This window comes from Mycobacterium decipiens (genome assembly GCF_963853665.1).
GTDB lineage: Bacteria > Actinomycetota > Actinomycetes > Mycobacteriales > Mycobacteriaceae > Mycobacterium > Mycobacterium decipiens.
On record NZ_OY970459.1, the window covers coordinates 5095265 to 5119689 of the forward strand.

A 24425-nucleotide genomic window follows, 5' to 3' on the forward strand; every position below is an offset into this window, starting at 1 on the left:
ACTTCTACCGTAGGACGTGTCCACCGACCGTGGCAGGTTTGTCGGTAACTGCGACCTCGGGCCGGCGAGCCGGCCGACCGGTGAGCTTGCGCAGCCGACCGGTGCCCGGCACCAACGCCCACACCGCCAGCGCCAACAGGCCATCCAACAGCAGCGCCAACGCGGCCACCATCAGGGCACCGACCAGGGCAATGTGGAATCGACGCTCCTTGATCCCGTCGATCAAGTAGACGCCCAACCCGCCGAGACTGGCGTAGGCGGCCACCGTCGCGGTGGCGACCACCTGCAGCGTCGCGCTGCGCAGGCCGCCGAGCATCAGCGGCAGCGCATTGGGCACCTCGACGCGCAGCAACACCTGCGACTCGGTCATTCCCATCGCCCGGGCAGCGTCGACCACCAGCGGGTCAACGCTGCCGATGCCCGCGTAGGTGCCGGCCAACAGTGACGGGATACCCAACAGCATCAGCGCCACCAGCGGCGGTCCCAAGCCCAGCCCGAACAGCAGCACCCCCAGCAGCAGCACCCCCAGCGTCGGCAGCGCACGCAAACCGTTGACCGCGCCCACCACCACCAGGGTGCCGCGACCGGTGTGCCCGATGAGCAGACCGATCGGCACGGCGATCAGCGCCGAAGCCGCCAGCGCCACCACGGTGTATTCCAAGTGCTCGAAGGTGCGGGCCCCCAAGCCGACCGGACCGGTCCAGTTGCTGGCGGTTAGCAGGTAGGACAGCGCCTGCTGCAGGAAATTCATCGGGCGCCCCCCGCGATGGGCGCCGCGACCCAGCGCCGCCGACGCGCGGTGCGCGGCGCGCGTTCCCATGGCGTAGCCAGCCGGCCGGCCAGGTTGATCGTCATGTCGAGAACGATCGCCAGCAGAAATATCGCGATGATGCCGGCGACGATCTGGTCGCTCTTGTTGGTCTGGTACCCCGCGGTGAACCAGGTTCCCAGGCCGCCGATTCCGATCACCGAACCCACCGACACCATGGCGATATTGGTAACCACGACCACCCGCAACCCGGCGACCAGCACCGGGATGGACAGCGGTAGTTCGACTTTGAACATCCGAGCTATCGGCGAGTAGCCGACCGCGGTGGCCGCGTCACGAACCTGGGCCGGAACCGCGTCCAGCGCTTCGAGCACGGCACGCACCAACAGGGCCGTGGTGTAGACCGTCAGCGCCACGATCACGTTGGCCTCGTCGAGGATCCGGGTTCCGATGATCAGCGGCAACACCACGAACAGCGCCAGCGACGGGATGGTGAACAACACGCTGGCGGTTGCCGTCGACAACCGGCGGAGCATCGGCGCGCGCTGCACCAGCAGACCCAGGGGCACCGCGATCGCCAACCCGATCAACACCGGTAGCAACGACAGCCGGAGATGGACGACGGTCAGCGCCCAGCCCGTGCCGAGGTGTGTCATCAGGTAGTGCACGGCTTGGCCCCTCCCCCGGGCTTGCCCTGTTGGAATGCAGCCAGCACGTCGGCGGCCAGTACCCCGCCGATGACCTTGCCGCCGCCGTCAACGGCGACACCCACCCCCGACGGCGAGGACAATGCCGCATCCAGCGCCTGGCTGAGGTTCCCGTTCGGTCGGAACACCGATCCGCCGACGGTCATGCTCTCCGACAAAGCCGTGCCGCCGCGGTGACGTCGCAGCCCGTCGTCGTCGATCCAGCCCAACGGCGCACCCTCGCCATCGACCACCAGCGCCCAGCCGTCGCGAAGTTCCGTGGCCGGGGCAGCGGAAAGGCCAGTCACCGAGACGTGCTCGATGTCGTGCACCGGCAGCCCGGCCGCGTCGAAGAACTGCAGCCACCGATAGCCGCGGCCGAGACCAATGAACTTCGACACGAAATCATTTGCCGGACTGGACAACAGCCGCGCGGTCCTCTCGTACTGCTGCAGCGCGCCGCCCGGGGCGAATACCGCCACCAGGTCGGCGAGCTTGAACGCCTCGTCGATGTCATGCGTTACGAAGACGATGGTCTTGTGCAATTCGCTTTGTAGACGCAGTATTTCGTTCTGCAACTCGTGACGAACCACCGGGTCGACCGCCGAGAACGGCTCGTCCATCAACAAGATCGGTGGGTCCGCCGCCAGTGCGCGCGCCACGCCGACGCGTTGCTGTTCGCCGCCGGAGAGCTGGGCGGGGTAGCGGGTGGCGACCTTGGGGTCCAGCCCGACCCGCTCGAGGATCTCGACGGCGGCTTTGCGAGCGGCCCGGCGCGACTGGCCCTTCAGCACCGGCACCGTTGCGACGTTGTCGATAACCCGCTGGTGGGGCATCAATCCCGCATTCTGGATGACATAGCCAATTCCCAGGCGCAGCTTCACCGGATTGACCGTCGACACGTCGGTGCCGTCGACGGTGATGGTGCCGGAGGTCGGATCGACCATCCGGTTGATCATCCGCAGCGCGGTGGTCTTGCCGCAGCCGGAGGGGCCGACGAAGACGGTCAGCATGCCGTTGGGGACCTCCAGGCGTAGCTGGTCCACGGCGGTAGCGCCGTGGGCATACACCTTGCTGACATCGTCGAAGCGAATCAACTTGGTTCCTACTGTCGAATTGGGCGATCGAAACCGTTGTCCCGCACCCATTTCCGTGCGGCTTCGTCGGGGTCTACGCCAGCGTTGCCCGAGACCGCGGCATTGAGTTCAGCCAAGCCAGCGGTGGTCAGCTGCGCCGACACCGCGTCCAGCACGCTTTTGAGCAGATCCGACTTCTTCCGTGAATTCACCAGCGGCACAATGTTTCCCGCCAGGAAATTATGCTCAGGATCCTCCAGCACCGCCAAGCGGTTCTGCGGGATAGCCGGAGAGGTGCTGAAGATGTTGGCGGCGGTGACGGTTCCGTCGACCAGCGCTCGTACCGTCACCGCACCGCCACCGTCGTTAATGGTCACAAAATTACCCGGGCGAATGTCCAGTGCGTACTTGTGTCGCAGCCCTGGCAACCCGGCCGGACGGGTCTGGAACGCCGATGGCGCCGCAAACCGCACATCAGCGGAATGCACTGCCAAGTCCGCGATTGTTTTCAGGTGCCAAGCGGAGGCGGTCGCGGCGGTGACGGTCACGGTGTCGGTGTCGGAGGCCGGTGAGGGCGTCAGAATCGACAGGTCCCCGGGAAGTCGCTTGTAGAGCTCCAACTCGACGGCATCGAGGACGGTGACTGTGGCGTTGGGTTGAAAGTACAACAGCAGGTTGCCGATGTACTCCGGCACCAGGTCGATGGAATGGTCTTTGAGCGCCGGGATATACGTCTCTCGACTGCCAATTCCCAACCGCCGTCCGACGTCGAAGCCGTTGGCCTGCAATGCTTGTGCGTAGATTTCGGCGACGATCTGCGATTCCGGGAAGTCACCGGATCCGACCACGATGGACTTCACGCTGCCGGTCGTTCCCCCGAGCGGATCGGCGTTGGCGCAGGACGCAACCAAGCACACGGCGCCCAGCCACATCGCCACGGCGACGTTTGCGCGACGCAGCCTCCTCATGAGGTTGACACTATCGTCAAGGGCGGAAACGTGCCGCGGCGGCACGGTATGCGCAGCAAAGTTTCCCGCAGGGCTTGGTTACTTTTGAAGCCGGAAAGGGTAAACATAACAGTATGAGCAGCAACCCCTCTGGCTCAGCCGATCCGCCATCGCGAACGAAGGTGCCGCCAGCGTCAGCACCCAAGGCCAGTCCGCCACGCCCGGACTCACCGGTCAAGTTCACCCGCGCCGCCGCGGTGTGGTCGGCGCTGATCGTTGGCTTCCTGATCCTTATCTTCTTGTTGATTTTCATCGCCCAGAACACCGAGTCGGCATCGTTCGCGTTCTTCGGTTGGCGCTGGAGCCTGCCGCTTGGGGTGGCCATGTTGTTGGCGGCTGTGGGCGGCGGGCTGATTGCCGTGTTCGCCGGCACGGCGCGGATCCTTCAACTGCGCAAGGTGGCTAAGAGCGTCCAACCGCCGCCGGCTCGCTAACTGGGCATCCCCGGACACGCCATCCTCGGAGCAAAACTATGCGCTCGGTCTGGCGATCTCTGCTAGGCCGCGAGCGACCAGCGGCGCAACAACGTCAGACGCCGGCTCGGCCGGGCTATCCGTCCGGTCGGCGCGCTCGGACATGCGGCGACGGAAATCGATACCGGCGGCGATGATGGCGAGCTTGAAGTACGCCAGCGCCAGGTAGAACTCCCAGTTGTTCAGCAGCAATCCGGAGACCAGCGAGTACCGATCGGCCAGATCGTCGGGTGTCGGCAGCAGCGGAGACGTCCAGGCCGCCTGTGCGTTGACGATCAGGTCCAACGCCGGATCGCGGTAGACGCACATCAGGGCCGCGTCACTGAGCGGGTCCCCCAGAGTGGAGAGTTCCCAGTCCACCACCGCGCGAATACGGCTTGGGTCCGCGGCGTCCAGGATGGTGTTATCGATCCGGTAGTCGCCATGCACGATCGACGTGCGGCTCTGCCGCGGAATGGCTTGCTGCAGCGCCGAATGCAGTCGCGTAACGTCGGCGTCGCGGTGATCGTCGGGCAGCCGCACCAGCTCCCATTGTGAGCCCCATCGACGCACCTGCCGTTCCAGATAGCCGTCGGGTTTGCCGAAGTCGCCCAGTCCGACGGCCTCCGGGTCCACGCTGTGCAAGTCGACGAGTACCCGGATCAACGCGTCGACACAACCCTCGATGACCGAACGGCTGCCGAGCGCTTCGAGTTCGGCACGCCGGCGCACCACCTGACCGGCAACGAATTCGACGATCTGGAATGGCGCACCGAGCACCGCGTCGTCCTCGCACAGCGAGATCGTGCGCGCCACGGGGACCGCTGTGTCCTGCAACGCGGCAACCACCTTGTACTCGCGGGCCATATCGTGCGCCGACGGTGTCAGCCCGTGTAGGGGCGGACGCCGTACCAACCAGCTCGACGCGTCGTCGTAGACCCGGAAGGTCAGATTGGAGCGCCCACCGGAGATCAGCTCGGCGCGCAACGCGCCATCGCGCCCAATCCCGAGCAAACGCAAATATCGGTCCAGCGCGGCTAGGTCGAGCCCGTCGAGTCGGTCAACCGAAGTCACCGAACTTGTCTACCACCGCTGATTGCGGGGCAACAGATCCCACACATGTTCCGTCGAATTGACCGCCGCCACGGTTGCCTGACCGGTCCGGGAGAACAACAGCCGGGTCACCGAGGCGTAGTCGACGGGAAACGACAGCAACCGGACGGTCCCCAGAATCTCGTGCAGCACCACATTGATCACGCCACCGTGGCTAAACGCCGCAACCGTGTCCTCGGGGGCAGCGGTGGCGACGACGTCGCCGACCGCCGCACGAACACGCGCGCGAAAGGCTTCCTCGTCGACCGTACTGGGCAGCTGCCCCTGGGCCATGCGCGCCCACTCCTGCGGGTTTTCGTCGCGGATCTGCTCGACGGGGACATACACCGGAAGGTCGCGGTCGTATTCGGCGAACCGGTCGTCGATTTCGACGGCCAGCTCACGAGCCGCCGCGACCGGTTCGGCGGTCTGGACGGCGCGGCGCTGCGGGCTGCTGACCACCCGGGCGATGGGAAACCTGGAAAGTGCCGCCGGCAGGCGCGCAACCTGCGCCAACCCGGCATCCGACAGGACCGGGTCGGCCCCCTCCCCGTGTTCGCTGCGCAGCGGCAACGCATGGCGGACCAGAAGCAGTTGCATGGGCCAAGCCTCGCATGCGGGCCCTTCCCACGCCGCATGAGAATACTATTCTCTGACTAGAGAGCGGGGTGTGCGGAATATGGTGACTGCCGGTGACACCCAACTGGACGCCGGAGTTCTTGGTCGTTGGCTCGACAGCCGCCTTGCCGGTACCGGGGCCCCGGGCAGCGGCGAGGAGCCGGTAGTCGAGCAGCTGGGGGGCGGCTCGCAGAACACCCTGTATCTGATCCGACGCGGCCCAGCCGAAGATTTGGCACCCATGGTGCTGCGGATGCCCGGCCCGCGCGCCGATGCGGCCCGCATCGACGGATTGCTGCGGGAAATCCGGCTGGTCCGTGCGCTGTCTGGCACCGACGTGCCCCACGCGGAGCTGATCGCGGCCGACGAGACCGGCTCGGCGCTCGGCATGCCGTTCTACGTGATGCGCGCGATCGATGGGTGGAGCCCGATGGCCGGCGGATGGCGAGCTCCCTTCGATACCGATCTGGACGCCCGGCGCGGGCTGGCATTCGAACTCGTCGACGGCGCCGCCAAGCTGGGCCGGGTGGATTGGCGCGCGCACGGCCTCGCCGGTTTCGGCCGTCCGGACGGATTCCACGAGCGACAGGTTGATCGCTGGCTGAGATTTCTCGACGCCTACCGGGTGCGCGCCCTCCCCGGTCTGGACGTGGCCGCAGACTGGCTGCGCCGCAACCGGCCCGTCCGCTACAACCCGGGCATCATGCACGGCGATTACCAGTTCGCCAACGTCATGTTCGCGCACGGAACGCCGGCTCGGCTGGCCGCCATCGTGGACTGGGAGATGACCACGATCGGCGACCCGCTGTTGGATCTGGCCTGGGCGCTGCTGGGCTATGACGGCGAATATCCCCGCGCCGACGGGTTCTATCTGGATATGCGGGGCATGCCGGCGCGCAGCGAGTTGCTCGACCGCTACGAGACGGTCAGTGGGCTGTCCACCGAGAACATCGACTACTACCTGGTGCTGGCCAACTGGAAACTCGGGATCGTGTTGGAGAAGACCTACGCCGCCGGGGTTTCGACCGACCCCGAAAAGGCCGGGGTCGACCCCAAGATCATCGAAACCTTCGGGTCGATGGTTCCGCGGCTCATCGCCACCGCGGCCGAGCTGGCACGATCGCCTAAGGGACGCTGAAATGGGTTATGCGGATGAGCTTTTCGATCTCACCGACCGGGTGGTACTAATTACCGGCGGCAGCCGCGGACTGGGCCGTGAAATGGCGTTCGCCGCGGCCCGCTGCGGGGCCGACGTGGTGATTGCCAGCCGCAAGGCGCAAAATTGCGTGGCCACCGCAAAGCAGATCGAGGCCCAAACCGGTCGTTCGGCGATGCCCTATCAAGTCCACGTGGGACGCTGGGAGCAGCTCGACGGATTGGTTGCGGCCGCCTACGAGCGGTTCGGCAAGGTCGACACGTTGATCAACAACGCCGGCATGTCGCCCCTGTACGACAAGCTGACCGACGTTACCGAGCAGCTGTTCGACGCCGTGCTCAACCTCAACCTGAAGGGCCCCTTCCGACTATCGGCCCTGGTGGGTGAGCGGATGGTGGCCGCCGGCCGCGGGTCCATCATCAACGTGAGCTCCACCGGGTCGCTGCGTCCGGGCGGCGACATCATTCCCTATGCGGCGGCCAAGGCCGGGCTCAACGCCATGACCGAGGGACTGGCGCGGGCCTTCGGGCCTGCGGTGCGGGTAAACACGTTGATGGCGGGCCCGTTCCTGACCGACATCAGCAAGGCCTGGAATCTCGACAAAGCGACGCAGAACCCGTTCGGGCACCTCTCGTTGCAGCGCGCCGGCAACCCACCCGAAATCGTCGGTGCCGCCCTGTTTCTGGCTTCTGACGCATCCAGTTTCACCACCGGTTCGGTCCTGCGGGTCGACGGCGGCGTTCCCTAAGAGACAGGAGTATTCGATGGCTTGGGACTTCTCCACCGAACCGGAGTTCGAGAAGAAGCTCGACTGGATCCGCGAGTTCGTCCGTGACGAGGTAGAACCGCTAGAGATACTCTTCCCGGGCTGTGAGTTTCTGCCGCTGAACGACGAACGTCGCCGCATCGTCGATCCACTCAAGCAGCAGGTTCGCGACAATGGCTTGTGGGCACCGCATTTGGGCCCGGAGCTGGGCGGGCAGGGCTTCGGTGCGGTCAAGTTGGCATTGATCAACGAGATCCTGGGCCGCAGCCCGTGGGCGCCGATCATATTCGGAACCCAGGCACCCGACACCGGCAATGCGGAGATTCTCGCCCGGTTCGGAACCGAGGCTCAGAAGGATCGGTACCTGGCGGCGCTGCTGTCTGGGGAGATCTTCTCGTGCTTCTCCATGACCGAGCCGCAGGGCGGCGCCGACCCGCGGGTCTTCCGGACTCGTGCGGTACGCGACGGTTCCCAGAAAGATGGGGATTGGGTGATCACCGGTCGAAAGTACTTCTCCTCCAACGCGTCCGTGGCATCGTTCTTCATTGTCGTCGCGATCACCGATCCCGACGTGCCGGTCCATCGCGGCGCCTCGACCTTCTTGATCCCGGCGGGCACCGCGGGCCTGACCATAGAGGCCAACCACCATGTGGTCGGCGCACTTCCACATGAACCCGGGCATTCCCTGGTGCGCTACGACGGGGTGCGGGTGCCGTCGGACGCGCTGCTGGGCGAACCCGGTCAGGGCTTCCTGATCCTGCAGACCCGGCTGGCTGGTGGACGGCTGCATCACGCGATGCGCTCGATAGGGGTGGCGCAACGCGCGATCGATATGATGGCACGCCGCGCGAAAAGCCGTTTTACACAGGGTAGTTCGCTGGCAGACAAACAGTTGGTGCAGGCCTTCATCGCGGATTCCTACACCGAGCTGATGCCATTCCGGTTGGCGGTGCTGCACGCCGCCTGGATGATCGACACCGCCGGCGAACACGCGGCCCGTGCCGAGATCGGCGCCTGCAAGATATTGGCGTCGCAAGTGCTCAAGTCGGTCGGCCTGCGCGCGATCCAGGTGCATGGCGCGCTGGGCACCACCAATCAGTTGCCGTTGGTGAATGTGCTGCTCGGCGGCGTGGCACTGGGCTTGGCCGACGGACCCACCGAAGCGCACAAGGTCAACCTGGCCCGGCTGCTGCTGAAGCACTACGACGCGGAGGATCCGCAGTGGCCGAGCGAAATGCTGGACATCCGCCGCGAGGCAGCCCGCGAAAAGTACGGGGTCCTCGTCGATCACGGTCCCGCGCTGACCGATTCGCGATGAACAGCCGGGTCGCCGCGGCCGTCGAACGGGCGCTCGACGTTCGCCAGCGCGAGGCCACCGAGGAGGTCGAGCGCATCCTGGCCGCCGCGGTGCGGGTGATGGAACGGGTCGCACCCGAGCCGCCCCGGGTCAGCGACATCGTCACCGAGGCCGGCTCGTCAAACAAGGCGTTCTACCGGTACTTCGCCGGGAAGGACGATCTCATCCTGGCGGTCATGGAGCGCGGAGTCGCGATCGTGGTGTCCTATCTTCAGCATCAGATGGTCAAGGAATCCAGGCCGGCCGACAAGATCGCGCGCTGGATCGAGGGCACCCTGGCACAGGTCGCCGACCCGCACCTGATCAGCATGAGTCGCGCGGCGGCCGGGCAGTTATCAACGGCGGCCAGTGGGTTTGGCGCCGACCAGGAGATGCTGGGGCCGCTACGCGATCTGCTGATCGAGCCCATCACCGAGTTGGGCAGCGCAGATGTCGACCGCGACGTCGCGGCCGTATTCGGCTGCACGTCTGCGGCCATGCGACGGTATGTGGGGTCGGCCGAACGGCCCAACTCCGCCGACATGGCGCACCTGGTGCGGTTCTGTCTGCGTGGGTTGGGGGCGGGTTGATGCGCGCGATCGTCTGCCGCGCCTACGGTCCACCCGAGCAGCTGGTTGTCGCCGATGTCGCCGACCCCGTCCCGGGCCCCAGCCAGCTGCTGGTGCGGGTACACGCCGCCGCGGTCAACTTTCCCGACCTGCTGCTGATCGCCGGCAAATACCAGATCCGGGTTCCGGTGCCGTTCACTCCGGGTAGCGAGCTTGCCGGCGAGGTGCTAGTCGCGGGCGAAGACGCGTCGTTCAGCCCGGGCCAGCGGGTGTTCGGGGCCACGGCGATCGGAGCATTCGCCGAGCGGGCGCTACTGGATGCGGCGTCGGCGGCGGTCATACCCGAGGACGCCGACTTCGCCTTGGCCGCGGCCTTCGGCGTCACCTACCGCACCGCGTATCACGCATTGCGTTCGGTTGCCCAAGTCTCGGCCGGAGATTGGGTGGTCGTCCTCGGCGCGGCCGGCGGTGTCGGCCTGGCCGCAGTCGACCTGGCGGTGGCCATGAAAGCCCGGGTGCTGGCCGCGGCGTCCAGCCGGCAAAAGCTACGGCTATGCGCGCAGCGCGGTGCCGCGGCCACCGTCAACTACGACGTGGAGGATCTGAAAGCCCGCATCCGTGAGCTCACCGGCGATAGCGCCCGCGTGGTCATCGACCCCGTCGGCGGGTCCTACTCGGAGCCGGCGCTGCGCGGCCTGGCCCGCGGCGGCACGTTCGTCACCCTCGGCTATGCCGCGGGCACCATCCCGGCCATCCCGCTCAATCTCGTTCTGCTCAAGGGCATCAGTGTGCGCGGCATGGAGATTCGCACCTTCATGAACGACCATCCCGACGAGGCGACTCGCGACGTAGCAGAGTTGGCCCAGATGTTCGCTTCCGGGCTAGTCCGGCCACACATTGGCGCGCGATTCCGGCTGGCCGAAACCCCGGCTGCGTTGCGGCAGGTGGCCGAGCGCAAAGTGCTAGGAAAAGTCGTCATCGACATGCCCTGAAAGGGCGGCAGGTACTCTCCCTCAGAGTCCGAGGAGAGGGTTGATGCTGCACGAATTCTGGCAGAACTTTGCCCACAACCTCTTCAAGCCGCTGCTGCTGTTCTTTTACCTTGGCTTCCTAATTACGGTCCTGAAGGTCCGCTTCGAGTTTCCCTACGTGATCTACCAGGGTCTGACCATCTACCTACTGCTGGCCATTGGCTGGCGCGGGGGCGAGGCTCTTGCCCACATCGACCCACGGGATATCGGCAACATCGCAGGATTCGTGATCCTGGGCTTCGTCTGGAACTTTGCCAACGGCGCGATCGCCTATTTTTTGCTTAATCAGCTGACGGCCATACGGCGCGTAGACAAGGCCACCGTGGCGAGTTATTACGCGTCGGATGGAGCGGGGAGTTTTGCGGCCTGTATGGGCCTCCTTACCGTCATGGGTGTTGCCTTCGACGCCTATATGCCGGTCATGCTGGCCATTATGGAGATTCCGGGCTGCCTGCTGGCGCTGTACCTGGTGGGCCGGCTGCGGCGCAGCGGGATGGACGCGACGGGGCTGATGCCCGACGAGGCTGGTTACACCGCACCAGCTAGGACCGGGCCCGGTGCAGCCGCGCAACCCGTGTTCGACCGGAGTCAAAAGGGATCGCGCGTTCTCTCCCGTGAGCTCCTCGGAGAGGTGTTCCTAAATCCAGGGCTTGGACTGCTCATTGGCGGGATCGTCATTGGCTTCATTAGTGGACTACAAGGTGTTCAGGTAGTTCGCGACGATGACGCGTTCTTTGTGTCGGCATTCCATGGTGCACTGTGCTTGTTTTTGCTCGAGATGGGGATAACGGCCGCTCGCAAGTTGAGGGACCTCAGGTCGGCAGGCCGCGGCTTCATCGTCTTTGGTCTGCTGGCGCCGAATCTATTTGCGATGCTGGGGATCAGCGTCGCACATGGGTACGCTCTCGTCACACACACTGACTTGAAGCCTGGAACATACGTCCTATTTGCGATACTGTGCGCAGCGGCGTCCTACATCGCCGTCCCGGCGGTGCAACGGCTGGCGATCCCCGAGGCGAGCCCGACCTTGCCATTGGCCGCATCGTTGGGCTTGACGTTTTCCTACAACGTCACAATCGGGATTCCGGTCTACATCGAGATCGCCCGGCTCTTCAGCTGAAGTTTCCGCGCGAGCAGACGCAAAATTGTCCGAAACCAGTGGTTTTAGGCCAATTTTGCGTCTGCTCGCGGCACTAAGGCGTGATGATATTGAAGTTTGGGTCAGGTTCGTCAAGTACACCCAGCAGCGACTGCAGCGCCGTGGGATCGCCCGACACCTCGAGCCCCGGCGAGCTGAAGTCGCCCAGCGCCACGGCCAGTAGCCGAAACTTGCTTTCCAGCTTGACCGTAACGTTGGCCGTCGCCGAATCACCGGCAACCCTGCGATGAACCAGGACGCCGTTGCGTAGCGTGAGTCGGTAGTTGGTATCCGGTTCGCCCTGCCCGGCAAGGGTGATGTCGATGGCGATTTCGAGGTCCCAGCTGCGCGGGCCGTTGACCCGAATCGCAATGCTGTCGAAGATCTGGTCGGGCGTCAGCTGCGAAAGCAAAGCCGGCGCGGTGGTTTGGGCGGCCGTGCCCAAGTTGCGGCCGCGCAATTCGGCGGCTCCACTCAGGAAGAAGTTCCGCCAGGTAGCGTTTTCGGCACCGTAGGCGAGCTGCTCCAACGTATCGGCGTAGAGCGCACGAGCCGCCGGGTGGTCGCTGTCGGTGAACACGGCGTGGTCTAGCAACGTGGCCGCCCAACGGAAGTCGCCGGTATCGAAGGCCGTCTTAGCAAGTTCGATGACCCGGTCGATCCCACCCAGCGCGTCGACGTAGCGCGGTGCGAGGGCTTCTGGCGGATGCGGCCAGAGCCGGCCGGGGTTGCCGTCGAACCATCCCATGTAGCGCTGGTAGACCGCCTTGACGTTGTGGCTTACCGACCCGTAGTAGCCGCGGGTATGCCAGGCTCGCTCCAACGCCGGCGGCATCTGGAACATCTCGGCGATTTCCACCCCCGTGTAGCCGTGGTTGAGCAGACGCAGCGTCTGGTCATGCAGGTAGGCGTAGAGATCTCGTTGCAAAGACAGGAATTCGACGATCCGCGCTGGCCCCCAGGTCGGCCAGTGGTGGGAGGCGAAAACCACATCGGTGCGCTCGGCGAACGTGTCGATCGCCTCGGTGAGATAGCCCGACCAGGCACGCGGGTCGCGGACCAGCGCACCGCGCAGGGTCAGTAGGTTGTGCAGGTTGTGGGTGGCGTTCTCGGCCATGCACAAAGCGCGGAATCGCGGAAAATAGAAATGCATTTCGGCGGGCGCCTCGGTGCCCGGGGCCATCTGGAACTCGATTTCCACGCCGTCGATGGTGTGCTTCTCCCCGGTTGCCCGGATATCGACGGTCGGAACGATGATGGCCACCTCGCCGGTCGACGGTGTCTGCCCCAGCCCGCAGCCCACCTGTTCCTGGGGTCCGCGCGCCAGCTGGGAGCCATACATATACGTCGCGCGGCGCGTCATTGCCGGACCCGCGTAGACGTTCTCCTGGATGGCGTGTTCGGTGAAGCCTTCCGGCGCCAGCACCGCCACCTTTCCCGCCTCCACCTCGCTCTGTGTAGTAACGCCCAGTACCCCGCCGAAATGATCGACGTGACTGTGGGTGTAGATCACCGCGACGACGGGACGGTCACCGCCCCGATGAGTTCGATAGAGAGCCAGAGCCGCGGCGGCTACCTCGGTGGACACCAATGGGTCGATGACGATGACTCCGGTGTCGCCCTCGACGAAGCTGATGTTGGACAGATCAAATCCACGGACCTGGTAGATGCCCGGCACCACCTCGTACAGCCCCTGTTTGGCGGTCAGCGTCGATTGCCGCCACAAGCTGGGATGTACCGAGGTCGGCGCGGGCCCGCCGAGGAATGCGTATGCGTCATTGTCCCAGACCACACGTCCATCCGACGCCTTGATGACACACGGGGATAGCGCCGCAATGAATCCACGATCGGCGTCGTCGAAATCGGTTGCGTCCTGGAATGGTAGAGAGTGTTTGGCGTGTGCTGCCTCGATGACTGCGGTAGGAGATTTATGGTCCACCGGGAACACATTGCCACCGTTGAAGCCGGCCCCGAAAGACCCACACGGCACCCCACCGAGTACCTGCCGGCTAGCGAATACGAAATATTTTCTCGCGGACCCTAGATCTTCGGTCCAGTTAACCCGCATACTTCGACACGGTCCTCAATGCCGATGGACCGCTACGAGGTAAGGAGCACAGGTGAAACGTGGACTGACGGTCGCGGTAGCCGGAGCGGCAATTTTGGTCGCGAGCCTTTCCGGATGTTCGAGCAACAAATCGACTACAAGTGGCACCGGGACAACGAGTCCGGGCCCCACAACGGCGGCCACTGGAGCTGCCGGGGCGTCCGGTCCGAAGGTGACCATCGATGGACAGGACCAGCACGTGACCGGCTCGGTCGTCTGCACGACGGCCGCCGGCAACGTCAACATTGCGATCGGTGGTGCAGCCACCGGCATCGCCGCCGTTCTGACCGACGCCAATCCACCCGAGGTCAAGTCGGTCGGGCTCGGCAATGTCAACGGTGTGACGCTCGGGTACACGTCGGGTACCGGCCAGGGCAACGCCTCGGCGACCAAGGACGGCAGTAGCTACAAGATCACCGGCACCGCTACCGGAGTCGACATGGCCAACCCGATGCAACCGGTGAACAAGCCGTTTGAGATCGAGGTGACCTGTTCCTAGCCGACCGATGACGCGGACGGTTGCCACCCGTTGAGTGGCAACCGCACCGCGAATTCAGTATGACCGGGTGAACTGTTCACGGCGATCGTTCCGTGGTGTGCCTTGACCACGGCGGAGACAATCGCCAGGCCGAGTCCGGTGCTACCGCCTGTGCGGGACCGTGACGTATCGCCGCGGGCGAACCGTTCGAACACCTCCGATTGCAGCGCCACCGGAATGCCGGGGCCGTTGTCGATCACTTGCAGCACGATGTGCGTCGGCCCGGTGCTCAAGCGTGTCGTCACGAGGGTGCCTGGAGCGGTATGGACGCGTGCGTTGGCAAGCAGGTTGGTCACCACCTGGTGCAACCGTGCCGCATCACCCGGGATGATCACCGGTTCGGGGGGCAAGTCGAGTTCCCACTGGTGATCCGGGCCGGCCACGTGCGCGTAGCTGACCGCGTCAACCGCGAGCCGCGACATGTCCACCGGTTCGCGTTCCAGCGGCCGCCCCGAGTCCAGGCGTGCCAGCAGCAGCAGGTCCTCGACGAGGCGGGTGATCCGCTCCGTCTCGGATGCCACCCGGCTCATCGCGTGTGCGACAGCCTCGGGATCGTCCCCCATCCGCTGCGTCAGTTCGGTGTAGCCCCGGATCGCCGCAAGCGGCGTACGCAGTTCGTGGCTGGCATCGGCGACGAACTGGCGCACCCGGGTCTCGTTGGCCTGCCGCGCCGACAGCGCGGCGGCGATGTGGTCCAGCATCCGGTTGACCGCTGACCCGAGTTGGCCCACTTCGGTGTGCGGGTTTGCGTCGGGTTCGGGCACTCGGACTGGCAGTTCGACCTCACCGCGGTCCAACGGTAGGTCGACGACCTTGCTCGCGGTTTGCGCGACGCGCCGCAACGGCGCCAGCGCACGCCTGATGATGACGATCCCGGCGGTCGTCGCGGCACCCAGTGCGATCACCGTGACGAAGCCGAAAATGATCAGCATCTGCAACATCGTGGCGTCGACGTTGGCCATCGACAGGCCGGTGACGATGACGTCGTCTCCGTTTCGGCTCGGGGCCGCCACGACGCGGTACCGGCCCAGGCCGTCGAGATCCAGGGTCACCGGTGTGCGGCTACCGGCGATCCGTTCCAGCTGAGCCTCGGCGGTTGACGTCAACGCCGCCCGCGAACCACTGCCGGTCAGGTATCCGGCGTCGATCGTCTTGCCATCGCCGACCACCGCCGCCACCATCCCGGCCGGCTGGCCTGGGGCATCGAGAAACCTCGGGCCGGGGCCCGGCCTGATGTAGTTGTGCGTCTCGCGCCGCAATGGCGGACGGGGTTTCTTTTCCGGGTACATCAGCGCCGAGCGGTATGACGTTCCGCGAAGTTGGTTGTCGAGTTGCGCCACCAGGTGGTGGCGCAGCGCCATCTCGGTTGCCGCGGTGATTCCCACACACACCACGGCGAGGACGACGACCTGCCCTACCAGCAGCCGCAGCCGAAGCGACCAGACTCGCGGACTGCTAGCGGGCCGGCTTGAGCACATAACCCGCGCCGCGCAGCGTGTGAATCATGGGTTCGCGGCCGTTGTCGATCTTTTTGCGCAAGTACGAGATGTACAGCTCCACAATGTTGGACCGGCCGCCGAAGTCGTAGCTCCAGACGCGGTCCAGAATCTGCGCTTTGCTCAGCACCCGCTTGGAGTTGCGCATCATGAATCGCAGTAGCTCGAACTCGGTAGACGTCAACGAAACCGGTTCGCCGGCGCGCGTCACCTCGTGGCTGTCTTCGTCCAGCACCAAGTCACCCACTATGAGCTGTGCACCGCTGTCGACCGTCGTCACCCTGGTGCGCCGCAGTAGTGCCCGCAGCCGCAGCACTACCTCCTCGATGCTGAACGGCTTGGTGACGTAGTCGTCGCCGCCCGCGGTCAACCCGGCGATGCGATCCTCCACGGCGTCCTTGGCCGTCAGCAGGAGTACTGGCAGGCCTGGGTTCTCGTTGCGCAACTTGTGCAACACGTCGAGGCCACTCATGTCGGGCAACATCACGTCGAGCACCACCACGTCCGGCCGCTCGGTGCGGGCCGCCGCAATCGCCGAAGATCCGTCGCCGGCGGCGGTGATATTCCAGCCCTCGTACCGCAAGGCCATGGACACCATCTCGGCAAGAACGGGTTCGTCGTCGACGACCAGCACGGTGACCGGTTGGCCGTCGGCGCGGCACATGACGACGCGCTCAACCGAGGTGCGGTGCTGTGTCACAGGGTCAAGTATCCGCACACCGCTGAGCCGACGCTATGGCGCTGCTATGTGCGCGCTGTGAAGCTAGCGCTTAGTACCAGTAGCGCCTGCCGGCGACCGGGCGGCCCATTGAGCCCAAGGCCCATAGCACCGCGCCAATCACAAGCAGGACTATGCCGAGCGCCCACAACAACTGAATGCCGAACACAAATCCGAGAATGAGCAATACTGCGCCGACTGCAATCATGATGACTTCCTTATGCGATGGGTTGTAGGTCGACTGATTGCATTGAACTGGGTTGCGGCAAACGGCAATCCCGCACTTGGGGGTTGACACCCATGTAATTTAAGGGCCCAGCAACCACCGTCACTGCAATGGTTCCCGCTGTGGCACAAGTTGTTTGCCCACCCGTGAAGTAGTCACGCTGCCACGCCGCGAAGGCTCCGATAAGCAACCACACGAGAACAATCACGCCAATAGCTCTGCGACCACGCATCGCGACCTCCATTGTGTCCGAGAAAATTCCCGCACGATCAACAATACCCGTTGTACCCATGTCTAAACACGTTCGCCGATCCATTTCGGTGCCGACCACGATCTTGCCTAAGCCTGGTGTTGCGCGGCGAGCCACGCCTGGGCCCGCCTCTTCGACGTGCGCGCCAGCCAAGCGTCGGCAATCAGCTCGGCCAATTCCGTGGTGCCGATTTCGGCCAATCGACTCGCCCGCACCAGTACCGAGGGGTGACCGTCGAAATGCTTCGTGGTGAAGAAGGGCAGGGCAGGATCCTGGACCAGTGCAAGCTTGTCGCTCTCCGACTCAACCCAGAGCATGATCACGTCGTCGTAACGTTCGCCGGTTACCGCGTCGGTTGCGTCTGGCTGCGGTGTGCGAAAGAACACGAATGACTTGCCGCCCACCTGATAGATGGGGTTACCCTTCGGGCCCGCTAGCCGCTTTGCGTGCGGCATCGACGCGGCGATTCGATGGACATCGCCGACCTGGGCGGGTCGATCAGCCATAGCGGCGACAATACCGAGACCCGCCGAGACACGATGTCATAATTCCCCGGGCCGGATCGGTAGCATGACGACACGCATCGCGGTGTGGGGGAATTGAGGTGCTGTGACTGACACTTTGTTCGCCGATGTCTCCGAATATCAAGTGCCCGTGAACGACTCGTATCCATACCGAGTGCTTTCGATTCGCGTCTGCGACGGCACCTACCGGGATCGCAACTTTGCGCACAATTACCGATGGATGCGCTCCGCATTGGACAGCCGGCGATTGACATTCGGAATCGTCTACACCTACGTACGCCCGAACTGGTCGGCCAATGCCACCACCGTGCGTTCGATGATCAACGCCGCCGGCGGCTTGCATCGCCGGATCGCGTTGATGCTCGATGTGGAATCAGGCGGGAACCCGCCCGGTGACGGGTCGAGCTGGATCAACCGCTTGTATTGGAACCTGGCTGACTACGCCGGCTCACCCGCGCGAATCATCGGTTATGCCAACGCTTACGACTTTTTCAACATGTGGCGCGTTCGCCCGGCAGGCCTGCGCGTCATCGGCGCGGGCTATGGGTCTAATCCGAACCTACCCGGGCAAGTCGCGCACCAGTACACCGATGGCAGCGGGTACAGCCCCAATCTTCCACAGGGCGCTCCACCGTTCGGTCGGTGCGATATGAACTCGGCCAACGGACTTACCCCGCAACAGTTCGCCGCCGCATGCGGCATCACAACGAACGGAGGACCGTTGATGGCGCTCACCGACGAAGAACAAGCCGAAATATTGACCAAGGTCCGCGAGATCTGGGATCAACTGCGCGGGCCCAACGGCGCCGGCTGGCCGCAACTCGGACAGAACGCGCACGGTCAGGACCTGACTCCCGTCGACGCGATCGCGGCGATCAAGAGCGACGTGGAGACCCTGCTCTTTGGGCAGCCGTGAGGCACATCGCCGTCAGCCCGCGGCCCGCCGCGCGGAGACAAAAAGGTTTGGCGGGATCGCGTCTTCGCCGCCATCGGGGATAGTGCGCCCATAGCGAGCCAGCATCTCGGCCAACGTTGCCGCCGACACGACCCAACCACGTTCCCGTAACCAGTCGGCGACGGCCGTGCGCTCCTCGGCATACCAGAGCTCGTCAACGTCGGGTATCTCGGCTTCGACCAGCTCGGCAACCGCGGCCCGCATTCGCCGCATCTCCGCACGCTGGCGGCGCACCCGTTCCGGGTCGAGAAAGCCGACGCCGGGGACGTTGGACGCCAACCAACTGCCCGGGCCGCTAAGCGTATCGATACGCTCGAACAGAAGATCCTGAGCCCGCGCCGGCAGGTAACGCAACAACCCTTCGGCCAACCACGCGCACGGTTTCGATGCGTCAAATCCCGCTTGTTGCAGTTCCTTTGGCCAATCCTGACGCAGGTCTATCGGGACGTTCACCAGTTGCGACATCGGCTGCGCGCCGAGCTGGCGCAACGTGGCGGATTTGAATTCCAGCACCTTGGGCTGGTCCAACTCGTAAACCACGGTCCCGTCAGGCCAGGCCAGCCGCCAGGCGCGTGAGTCCAGGCCTGAGGCAAGGATCACAATTTGCCGCACTCCGGCGTTGACCGCGGCGAGGAAAAAGTCGTCGAAGAACGCCGTTCGGGCGGCCACGAAGTCGACCATCAGCTTTACCCGCGCCCGCACGTCCGGGTCGACGTCTGTCGCACCGGCCAAAAGCGAGGGATCGGCGTAGATGCTCCATATCCCGTCGCCTGCCGCGTCGACGAACGCCCGCGCGAACGGGTCGTTGATCAGCGGGTTATCGCTCTCGGTCTCGGCAACACGGGCAGCCGCCACGCCCAGGGCGGTGGCTCCCACGCTCTCGGTGATAGCCCAGGAATCGTCGTCGGTCCGCGGCATCGCGAATCCCTCCAGCCAGAAGGTCAGTTCTCGCAAACGATTCTTCCAGCCGCCGAGGGCGCCGGGCGCTCGTCGAGAGTGTCCTACGCTTTCTCCCAGATGGTCGACAGGTTGCAAAGGAGCGCGATGAGCCCCGCGATAAGACCCAAGCCACCACGTACGCCGCAGGAAGTATTCGCCCACCACGGCCAGGCGCTCGCCGCGGGCGACCTCGATGAGATCGTCGCCGATTACCGCGACGACTCCTTTGTGATTACCCCGGCCGGCGTCGCACGCGGCAAGGACGGCATTCGGCAATTGTTCGTCAAGTTGCTCGACGACGTACCAAACGCGGTGTGGGACTTGAAAACCCAAATCTTCGAGGAAGATGTGCTGTTCCTCGAGTGGACCGCGAGTTCGGCAGACGGCCGGGTTGACGACGGAATCGATACTTTCGTATTCCGGGACGGCATGATCTGGGCACAGACCGTCCGCTACACCCCGCAACCCAAACGCTGACGTTCGGGCGCACTACTCGGAGTAGGTTCGGGCGCGTGACGCATGTGGACCTCAAGGCGGTGGCCGAATGGATGTCCGAGCAGGGTCTGGGCAATGGTCCGTTGGACGACGTTTCCGCGGTCACCGGTGGAACGCAGAACATCATGCTGCGGTTCACCAGGTCCGGCCGATCCTATGTGCTGCGTCGCGGACCGCGCCACCTTCGTCCACACAGCAACTCCGTGATGCTGCGGGAAACGCGGGTGCTGGCCGCGCTGGCCGGCACCGATGTGCCCCACCCCCGCCTGATCGCCAGCTGCGACGACCCCGGCGTGCTCGGTGATGCCGTGTTCTACCTGATGGAGCCCGTCGACGGATTCAACGCCGGCGAAGGCCTACCGCCATCGCACGCGGGTGATCCCGGAGTGCGGTTCCAGATGGGGCTGTCGATGGCCGACGCCCTGGCGAAGCTTGGCGCGGTAGACCACGTCGCCGTCGGGCTGGCCGACTTCGGCAAACCGGACGGTTTTCTGGAACGGCAGGTGCCGCGCTGGCTTGCGGAACTGCGGTCCTATCAAAGATATGAGAACTACCCGGGGCCGCAGATCCCGGGCGTCGAGCGGGTGGCCAGCTGGCTGGCGCGGCATCGACCGGCGACGTGGACGCCCGGCATCATGCACGGCGACTACCACGCCGCCAACGTGATGTTCTCCCGCACCGGGCCGGAGGTCGTCGCCATCGTCGACTGGGAGATGTGCACGATCGGTGACCCGCTGCTGGATCTGGGCTGGTTGCTGGCCACCTGGCGCCAGCCGGACGGGTCCAGTGTGTTCGGCCACGCCCTTAGCGGGCTGGACGGGTTGGCCAGCACCGACGAGCTGTTACAGCGGTACGCCGGCAACACCGCCCGCGACCTGTCGCACATCGGCTGGTATACCGTGCTGGCTTGCTTCAAGCTCGGCATCGTGATCGAGGGGACGTTGGCGCGCGCCTGCGCGGGCCAGGCCGAAAAGGAGGTTGGTGACCAGCTTCATGCGGCCACGGTGCACCTGTTCGAACGGGCGCTGTCGCTTATCGCGACGCAGTCCTAACCGTCCCGGCCGCGCGGGGTCACACCTCGATCAGCCGGCGCCCAAGCGCCCGGGCGGCTGAACAGATCAGTAGCCGGACCTCGCGACCGGGTACCGGTCGACGGCGGCGGAATCCCAGCACCGGGCGTGCCGGGGCGGTGGGGTTGCTCGAAGGTCGTTCAGCAGGGTGTTGGCCACATCGCAGACTTGCTGCAGGTAGCAGCGGATCTTTTCACTGAGAGTGAGATCGCTTGGCGGCCAGCGCAGTTCGTGCCATCCTCTAATTAGACCGACTAGCTGTTGATGCCCGCCGCGGTTGTTGAGCCGCACAACGTATCCGGTCTCTTCGGTCACACAGCCATGGACATTCAGTTCGATGCCGGGATCGCCTACTAGCACGGCGGCACTTAGCGCCCAATGTGCCAAGTCAGACAAAGCTTGTCCAGGGGCTTGGTCGCCGCGGGCGAGGAGGTTGCGTGCCAGCTCACCACCGTGGGCTACTAGCCACTCGGCGAACGCGTCGTCGTCGATGGAGAACGGTGTGAGGGTGCCGCGTGTGGTAACCACGAAGGCGGGTGCACTGTCTGTGCCATGGGAGGTCAACGCCCGTTCCATTGACGGGACAACCGAGAGCGCCATTGCATCTCCTTCCGAACTTCTCGTCCGCTGGCCCAGAATCCAGGATCGAGTCGTCGAGCACCACGACACATGCGCATGCGGCGTATACCCGAAAGGTATACCTGCTGGTCGTGGTAGCTTGGCCGGCCAGGGCGCGACAAAAGAATCCGGAGAATGCGGAGTCTGCATGGCGGTGAGCGGGGCAAGGATGCGTCACTGTGCACGCTGCGGCGGGAGATTAAGCCAGTACAACGACCAAACCCTGTGCGGCCCTTGCGAAGCCACTGAGCACTATGAACACGGTCGAGCTCCCGCCGTTCCGCCCGAGTTCTGGCGCGTCGATCAGATGCGTGACGCTCTGGCAACCTGGCACATGGGGCGGGTGATACTTGCCTACCGCTGCCACCCACATCACGGGCGAGTGCTGCCACAGGAACTCGTCAGCTCGTGGCTTGGCCTCACCCAAGCACAGCTCAGCCGGATCGAAAAGGGTCCGGCGCCAGAGCGACTGAGCAAGCTCGTCCACTTCGCTCAGGTGCTCGGGATTCCCGGCGAGCTGCTGTGGTTCAAGCTGCCGGACCACCATAATTCGCGATACGGCGACGCCTCGACCGCCGCAATGCCCAATCTGGAGAGGCTATTGCGCTGCGTCAGTAACGTGGAGCATATTGTCGGCTCAGCTTCGATCACCGTTGTCACCGGGCGGGACGATGGTCGAATTCTCGTGGACCTACCCAATGCGGAGAGCCGCAGCCAGCTCTTGAACGGATTCGGCCGTGGCCTGATGGTCGTCGAGGTTCGCCAACCCGATGGGGAATACAAGCACTACGGGCTCGATCGCCGCAAAGTCACGGCACGGATATCCGCTTCGATCGAGGAGGCCCCGCTGGTAATCCCAAGGGCGTTCGAGATTGATGACTTCACATTGGGGCTGTTGTGGGCGGTTGGGAATCTTGACGACCCGCTGCTCGATGACGATGCGGCGTTGACAACGGCTGACGCACAGGTCGGCGCGTACCTCAAGCGCCCTTCGTCGTTTGCGGGTAGTGAGCTCGCAAGCGACCTATCGCCGGTGTCGCGAATGTGGCTGGGCTCGGCCTTCTGCGCCCGTCACATCACCCGCCACATCCACGCGCTCGAAACGCCAAAATTCTGGACCCGAGAGCAGCGCGGCGAGGAGGCCTGTGCGTGGCTGCTGTTCGAGCACAAGTACCGCTATCTGGAACGCATCAAGGCTTTGACCGACGACGATCATGCACGCATATTCTGCGTCCCATCCCTAGCGGTGTCGTCCTCGCCACGCTTTAAGCGGACCCTGCTATTGCTCGCGATAGCCTTGAACGAATCCTTCGGCATCCGAGTAGATATATCCACCGAAGCGGAATACACCACGCTACCGGGATTCGTGCTCGATCCGCACGGACGTGCAATAGTTGCGAACTGGGTTCGCTCGGAATCAATTTGGAAGGTCGACACAACCGACAACCGGGCCACGGTGCGCGAGTTCCGCGACGTAGTTGCATACGTTTGCGAGAATTCGATCACGGCAAGAGCGGATCCGCTGACTCGGATGCGGATAGCGGCACATTACCTGGACATCGATTGGGAATGGTTCGCCCAACGCTGTTCCGAACTATCCGAGTACGGGGCGGCGGGCCTGGCCCAGCCGCGTAGCCGACTGCTATCGCTGATCGGCGTGGATCGTGCGTGCGGCTTCGTCGCCGACCTCACCAAGGCGGCCCGATAGGCTGGGCGCCGTGTCGAGCCCGTCAAATACACCCTGCGTCGCCGTACTCGGTCTTGGCGGTACCGTCGCCATGACCGATCCGACCGGAGCGAACGGGGTCACACCCGCACTGACCGTCAACCAACTCGTTGCAGCGGTGCCAGGACTCGCCGACACGGGCATACACATAGTCGCCGAGGACTTCGGCACGGTTCCCGGAGCCTGTCTTACGTTCGGTGATATCGGCGCGTTGGCTGCTGCAGTCCGAGACCGATTCGTCGATGTCGATGGCGTGGTGGTTACCCAGGGCACCGACACGGTCGAGGAAACCGCGTATCTTCTCGGCCTCATTCATCAGACATGCCAACCTGTCGTGTTCACCGGGGCGATGAGGAACTCCGGTCTAGCCGGACCCGATGGACCCGCCAACCTTCTCGCGGCGATCCAAGTAGCCGCGAATCCCGCTTTTCGGGGGTTCGGTTCGCTGGTGGTGATGGCCGACGAAATCCATGCCGCAGCCCGGGTACGCAAGACCCATACCACCAGCATCGGTGCATTTGAATCGCCGAACGGTGGCCCCATCGGCTTCGTTATCGAGGGCAAGCCCGTAGTTGTTAGCGGTCCCCCGGCACGTTTCGTGGTGCCGACAACGAATCTCGTCGGTCCTCGGATCGGCGTGCTGACGCTCACGCTCGACGACGACGGCACCCTGGTTAAGGCCTGCGAGGGCTGCGACGGAATGGTCGTCGCCGCGTTTGGAGCCGGGCATGTTCCGGCTCGGCTCGTGCCGATGCTGGCAACACTGGCCAGGTCGAGGCCGGTCGTGCTTGCCTCCCGTGCCGGTGCCGGATCGGTACTGGCACGCACATACGGTTTTGCTGGCTCTGAGCAAGATCTTCGTAGCTGCGGTTTGATTGGCGCCGGATTCCTCGACGCGCTCAAAGCTCGCGTGTTACTGCACGCGCTACTGGCCGCCGATGCGGATGCCACCAGCATCCGGGCCGCTTTCGCTGCCGCAGGCGGCGAAGCCGATCCCGAAACATGGCCCTGGCCAAAGGTTTCCGATTGTAGGCAGCCAACATATGCGTAGCTCGGAACTAACTTTG

27 protein-coding genes are annotated in these 24425 nt (G+C 64.5%); 13 read left to right on the forward strand and 14 right to left on the reverse strand.

What is annotated here, in order from left to right:
* Positions 1 to 4: 4 nt before the first annotated feature.
* The 4 genes from AADZ55_RS22525 to AADZ55_RS22540 are packed head-to-tail and all read right to left on the reverse strand — an operon-like array spanning position 5 to position 3499.
* Entirely contained in the window at positions 5 to 751 is a 747-nt protein-coding gene (locus AADZ55_RS22525) for an ABC transporter permease (RefSeq protein WP_085324693.1), read from the reverse strand.
* Positions 748 to 1437 (reverse strand): ABC transporter permease, encoded by a 690-nt coding sequence (locus tag AADZ55_RS22530; RefSeq protein ID WP_085324584.1) that lies wholly within the window; start codon positions 1435 to 1437, stop codon positions 748 to 750. The genes AADZ55_RS22525 and AADZ55_RS22530 overlap by 4 nt, the downstream gene beginning before the upstream one ends.
* A complete protein-coding gene (locus tag AADZ55_RS22535) occupies positions 1425 to 2552 on the reverse strand; it encodes an ABC transporter ATP-binding protein (protein ID WP_085324585.1) in 1128 nt (375 codons plus the stop codon). Before AADZ55_RS22535 ends, AADZ55_RS22530 begins: the two co-directional genes overlap by 13 nt.
* An 8-nt stretch (positions 2553 to 2560) precedes the next feature.
* On the reverse strand, positions 2561 to 3499 hold the full coding sequence (locus tag AADZ55_RS22540; protein WP_085324586.1) for an ABC transporter substrate-binding protein: 939 nt from the start codon (positions 3497 to 3499) through the stop codon (positions 2561 to 2563).
* A gap of 113 nt (positions 3500 to 3612) precedes the next feature.
* Between AADZ55_RS22540 and AADZ55_RS22545 the strand changes: the two genes are divergently transcribed.
* A complete protein-coding gene (locus AADZ55_RS22545; protein WP_085324587.1) occupies positions 3613 to 3972 on the forward strand; it encodes a LapA family protein in 360 nt (119 codons plus the stop codon).
* 36 nt (positions 3973 to 4008) lie between these two features.
* Here the strand turns inward: AADZ55_RS22545 and AADZ55_RS22550 are convergent, their stop codons facing one another.
* Complete coding sequence (locus AADZ55_RS22550) at positions 4009 to 5064, reverse strand: phosphotransferase family protein (protein ID WP_085324588.1); 1056 nt, start codon at positions 5062 to 5064, stop codon at positions 4009 to 4011.
* A gap of 9 nt (positions 5065 to 5073) precedes the next feature.
* Positions 5074 to 5682, reverse strand: coding sequence for a histidine phosphatase family protein (locus tag AADZ55_RS22555; protein ID WP_085324589.1), 609 nt, complete (start codon positions 5680 to 5682; stop codon positions 5074 to 5076).
* A gap of 79 nt (positions 5683 to 5761) precedes the next feature.
* Here AADZ55_RS22555 and AADZ55_RS22560 point away from each other — a divergent pair, with 79 nt between their 5' ends.
* The 6 genes from AADZ55_RS22560 to AADZ55_RS22585 are packed head-to-tail and all read left to right on the forward strand — an operon-like array spanning position 5762 to position 11678.
* Positions 5762 to 6838: a phosphotransferase family protein gene (locus AADZ55_RS22560; RefSeq protein WP_085324590.1), complete on the forward strand. Its 1077-nt coding sequence runs from the start codon at positions 5762 to 5764 to the stop codon at positions 6836 to 6838.
* A 1-nt stretch (position 6839) separates the two neighbouring features.
* The gene (locus AADZ55_RS22565; protein ID WP_085324591.1) at positions 6840 to 7604 is read left to right on the forward strand and encodes an SDR family NAD(P)-dependent oxidoreductase; all 765 of its coding nucleotides are present in this window, start codon (positions 6840 to 6842) and stop codon (positions 7602 to 7604) included.
* A 16-nt stretch (positions 7605 to 7620) separates the two neighbouring features.
* Positions 7621 to 8940: an acyl-CoA dehydrogenase family protein gene (locus AADZ55_RS22570; RefSeq protein ID WP_085324592.1), complete on the forward strand. Its 1320-nt coding sequence runs from the start codon at positions 7621 to 7623 to the stop codon at positions 8938 to 8940.
* Positions 8937 to 9548, forward strand: coding sequence for a TetR/AcrR family transcriptional regulator (locus AADZ55_RS22575; RefSeq protein WP_085324593.1), 612 nt, complete (start codon positions 8937 to 8939; stop codon positions 9546 to 9548). Before AADZ55_RS22570 ends, AADZ55_RS22575 begins: the two co-directional genes overlap by 4 nt.
* The gene (locus AADZ55_RS22580) at positions 9548 to 10519 is read left to right on the forward strand and encodes an NADPH:quinone oxidoreductase family protein (RefSeq protein ID WP_085324594.1); all 972 of its coding nucleotides are present in this window, start codon (positions 9548 to 9550) and stop codon (positions 10517 to 10519) included. Before AADZ55_RS22575 ends, AADZ55_RS22580 begins: the two co-directional genes overlap by 1 nt.
* Positions 10520 to 10562: 43 nt before the next feature.
* Entirely contained in the window at positions 10563 to 11678 is a 1116-nt protein-coding gene (locus AADZ55_RS22585) for a sodium-dependent bicarbonate transport family permease (RefSeq protein WP_085324595.1), read from the forward strand.
* Between the two features lie 73 nt (positions 11679 to 11751).
* On the opposite strand, the gene AADZ55_RS22590 is transcribed toward AADZ55_RS22585, so the two are convergent.
* On the reverse strand, positions 11752 to 13644 hold the full coding sequence (locus AADZ55_RS22590) for an alkyl/aryl-sulfatase (RefSeq protein ID WP_242670035.1): 1893 nt from the start codon (positions 13642 to 13644) through the stop codon (positions 11752 to 11754).
* A gap of 172 nt (positions 13645 to 13816) precedes the next feature.
* On the opposite strand from AADZ55_RS22590, the gene AADZ55_RS22595 reads away from it, so the two are divergent.
* A complete protein-coding gene (locus tag AADZ55_RS22595; RefSeq protein WP_085324597.1) occupies positions 13817 to 14302 on the forward strand; it encodes a lipoprotein LpqH in 486 nt (161 codons plus the stop codon).
* Here the strand turns inward: AADZ55_RS22595 and AADZ55_RS22600 are convergent.
* The 5 genes from AADZ55_RS22600 to AADZ55_RS22620 form a co-directional block, all read right to left on the reverse strand.
* Positions 14299 to 15819 carry a sensor histidine kinase gene (locus AADZ55_RS22600; RefSeq protein ID WP_207569058.1) on the reverse strand — a complete coding sequence of 507 codons (1521 nt, stop codon included), beginning with the start codon at positions 15817 to 15819 and terminating at the stop codon, positions 14299 to 14301. The two genes, AADZ55_RS22595 and AADZ55_RS22600, sit on opposite strands and share 4 nt — an antisense overlap.
* Positions 15797 to 16501, reverse strand: a complete 705-nt coding sequence (tcrX, locus tag AADZ55_RS22605; RefSeq protein WP_085324694.1) for a two-component system response regulator TcrX — start codon at positions 16499 to 16501, stop codon at positions 15797 to 15799. Before tcrX ends, AADZ55_RS22600 begins: the two co-directional genes overlap by 23 nt.
* A gap of 106 nt (positions 16502 to 16607) precedes the next feature.
* Positions 16608 to 16763, reverse strand: coding sequence for a DUF6131 family protein (locus tag AADZ55_RS22610; protein WP_242670036.1), 156 nt, complete (start codon positions 16761 to 16763; stop codon positions 16608 to 16610).
* Positions 16764 to 16773: 10 nt separating this feature from the next.
* Positions 16774 to 17025, reverse strand: coding sequence for a hypothetical protein (locus AADZ55_RS22615; protein ID WP_207569065.1), 252 nt, complete (start codon positions 17023 to 17025; stop codon positions 16774 to 16776).
* A 95-nt stretch (positions 17026 to 17120) separates the two neighbouring features.
* On the reverse strand, positions 17121 to 17537 hold the full coding sequence (locus AADZ55_RS22620) for an MmcQ/YjbR family DNA-binding protein (RefSeq protein WP_085324599.1): 417 nt from the start codon (positions 17535 to 17537) through the stop codon (positions 17121 to 17123).
* Between the two features lie 103 nt (positions 17538 to 17640).
* Between AADZ55_RS22620 and AADZ55_RS22625 the strand changes: the two genes are divergently transcribed.
* Complete coding sequence (locus AADZ55_RS22625; RefSeq protein WP_207569059.1) at positions 17641 to 18471, forward strand: hypothetical protein; 831 nt, start codon at positions 17641 to 17643, stop codon at positions 18469 to 18471.
* 12 nt (positions 18472 to 18483) lie between these two features.
* On the opposite strand, the gene AADZ55_RS22630 is transcribed toward AADZ55_RS22625, so the two are convergent.
* Positions 18484 to 19428 (reverse strand): class I SAM-dependent methyltransferase, encoded by a 945-nt coding sequence (locus AADZ55_RS22630; protein WP_085324697.1) that lies wholly within the window; start codon positions 19426 to 19428, stop codon positions 18484 to 18486.
* Positions 19429 to 19554: 126 nt separating this feature from the next.
* On the opposite strand from AADZ55_RS22630, the gene AADZ55_RS22635 reads away from it, so the two are divergent.
* Both AADZ55_RS22635 and AADZ55_RS22640 read left to right on the forward strand, forming a co-directional pair.
* Complete coding sequence (locus AADZ55_RS22635) at positions 19555 to 19926, forward strand: nuclear transport factor 2 family protein (RefSeq protein ID WP_085324600.1); 372 nt, start codon at positions 19555 to 19557, stop codon at positions 19924 to 19926.
* A gap of 71 nt (positions 19927 to 19997) precedes the next feature.
* Positions 19998 to 20996, forward strand: a complete 999-nt coding sequence (locus AADZ55_RS22640) for a phosphotransferase family protein (protein WP_085324698.1) — start codon at positions 19998 to 20000, stop codon at positions 20994 to 20996.
* 66 nt (positions 20997 to 21062) lie between these two features.
* Here the strand turns inward: AADZ55_RS22640 and AADZ55_RS22645 are convergent, their stop codons facing one another.
* Complete coding sequence (locus AADZ55_RS22645; protein WP_133056408.1) at positions 21063 to 21614, reverse strand: hypothetical protein; 552 nt, start codon at positions 21612 to 21614, stop codon at positions 21063 to 21065.
* Positions 21615 to 21939: 325 nt separating this feature from the next.
* On the opposite strand from AADZ55_RS22645, the gene AADZ55_RS22650 reads away from it, so the two are divergent.
* Together AADZ55_RS22650 and AADZ55_RS22655 are read left to right on the forward strand one after the other, a co-directional pair.
* Entirely contained in the window at positions 21940 to 23340 is a 1401-nt protein-coding gene (locus AADZ55_RS22650; protein WP_242670037.1) for a helix-turn-helix domain-containing protein, read from the forward strand.
* Between the two features lie 10 nt (positions 23341 to 23350).
* The gene (locus AADZ55_RS22655) at positions 23351 to 24409 is read left to right on the forward strand and encodes an asparaginase (RefSeq protein ID WP_278248590.1); all 1059 of its coding nucleotides are present in this window, start codon (positions 23351 to 23353) and stop codon (positions 24407 to 24409) included.
* Positions 24410 to 24425 lie beyond the last annotated feature (16 nt).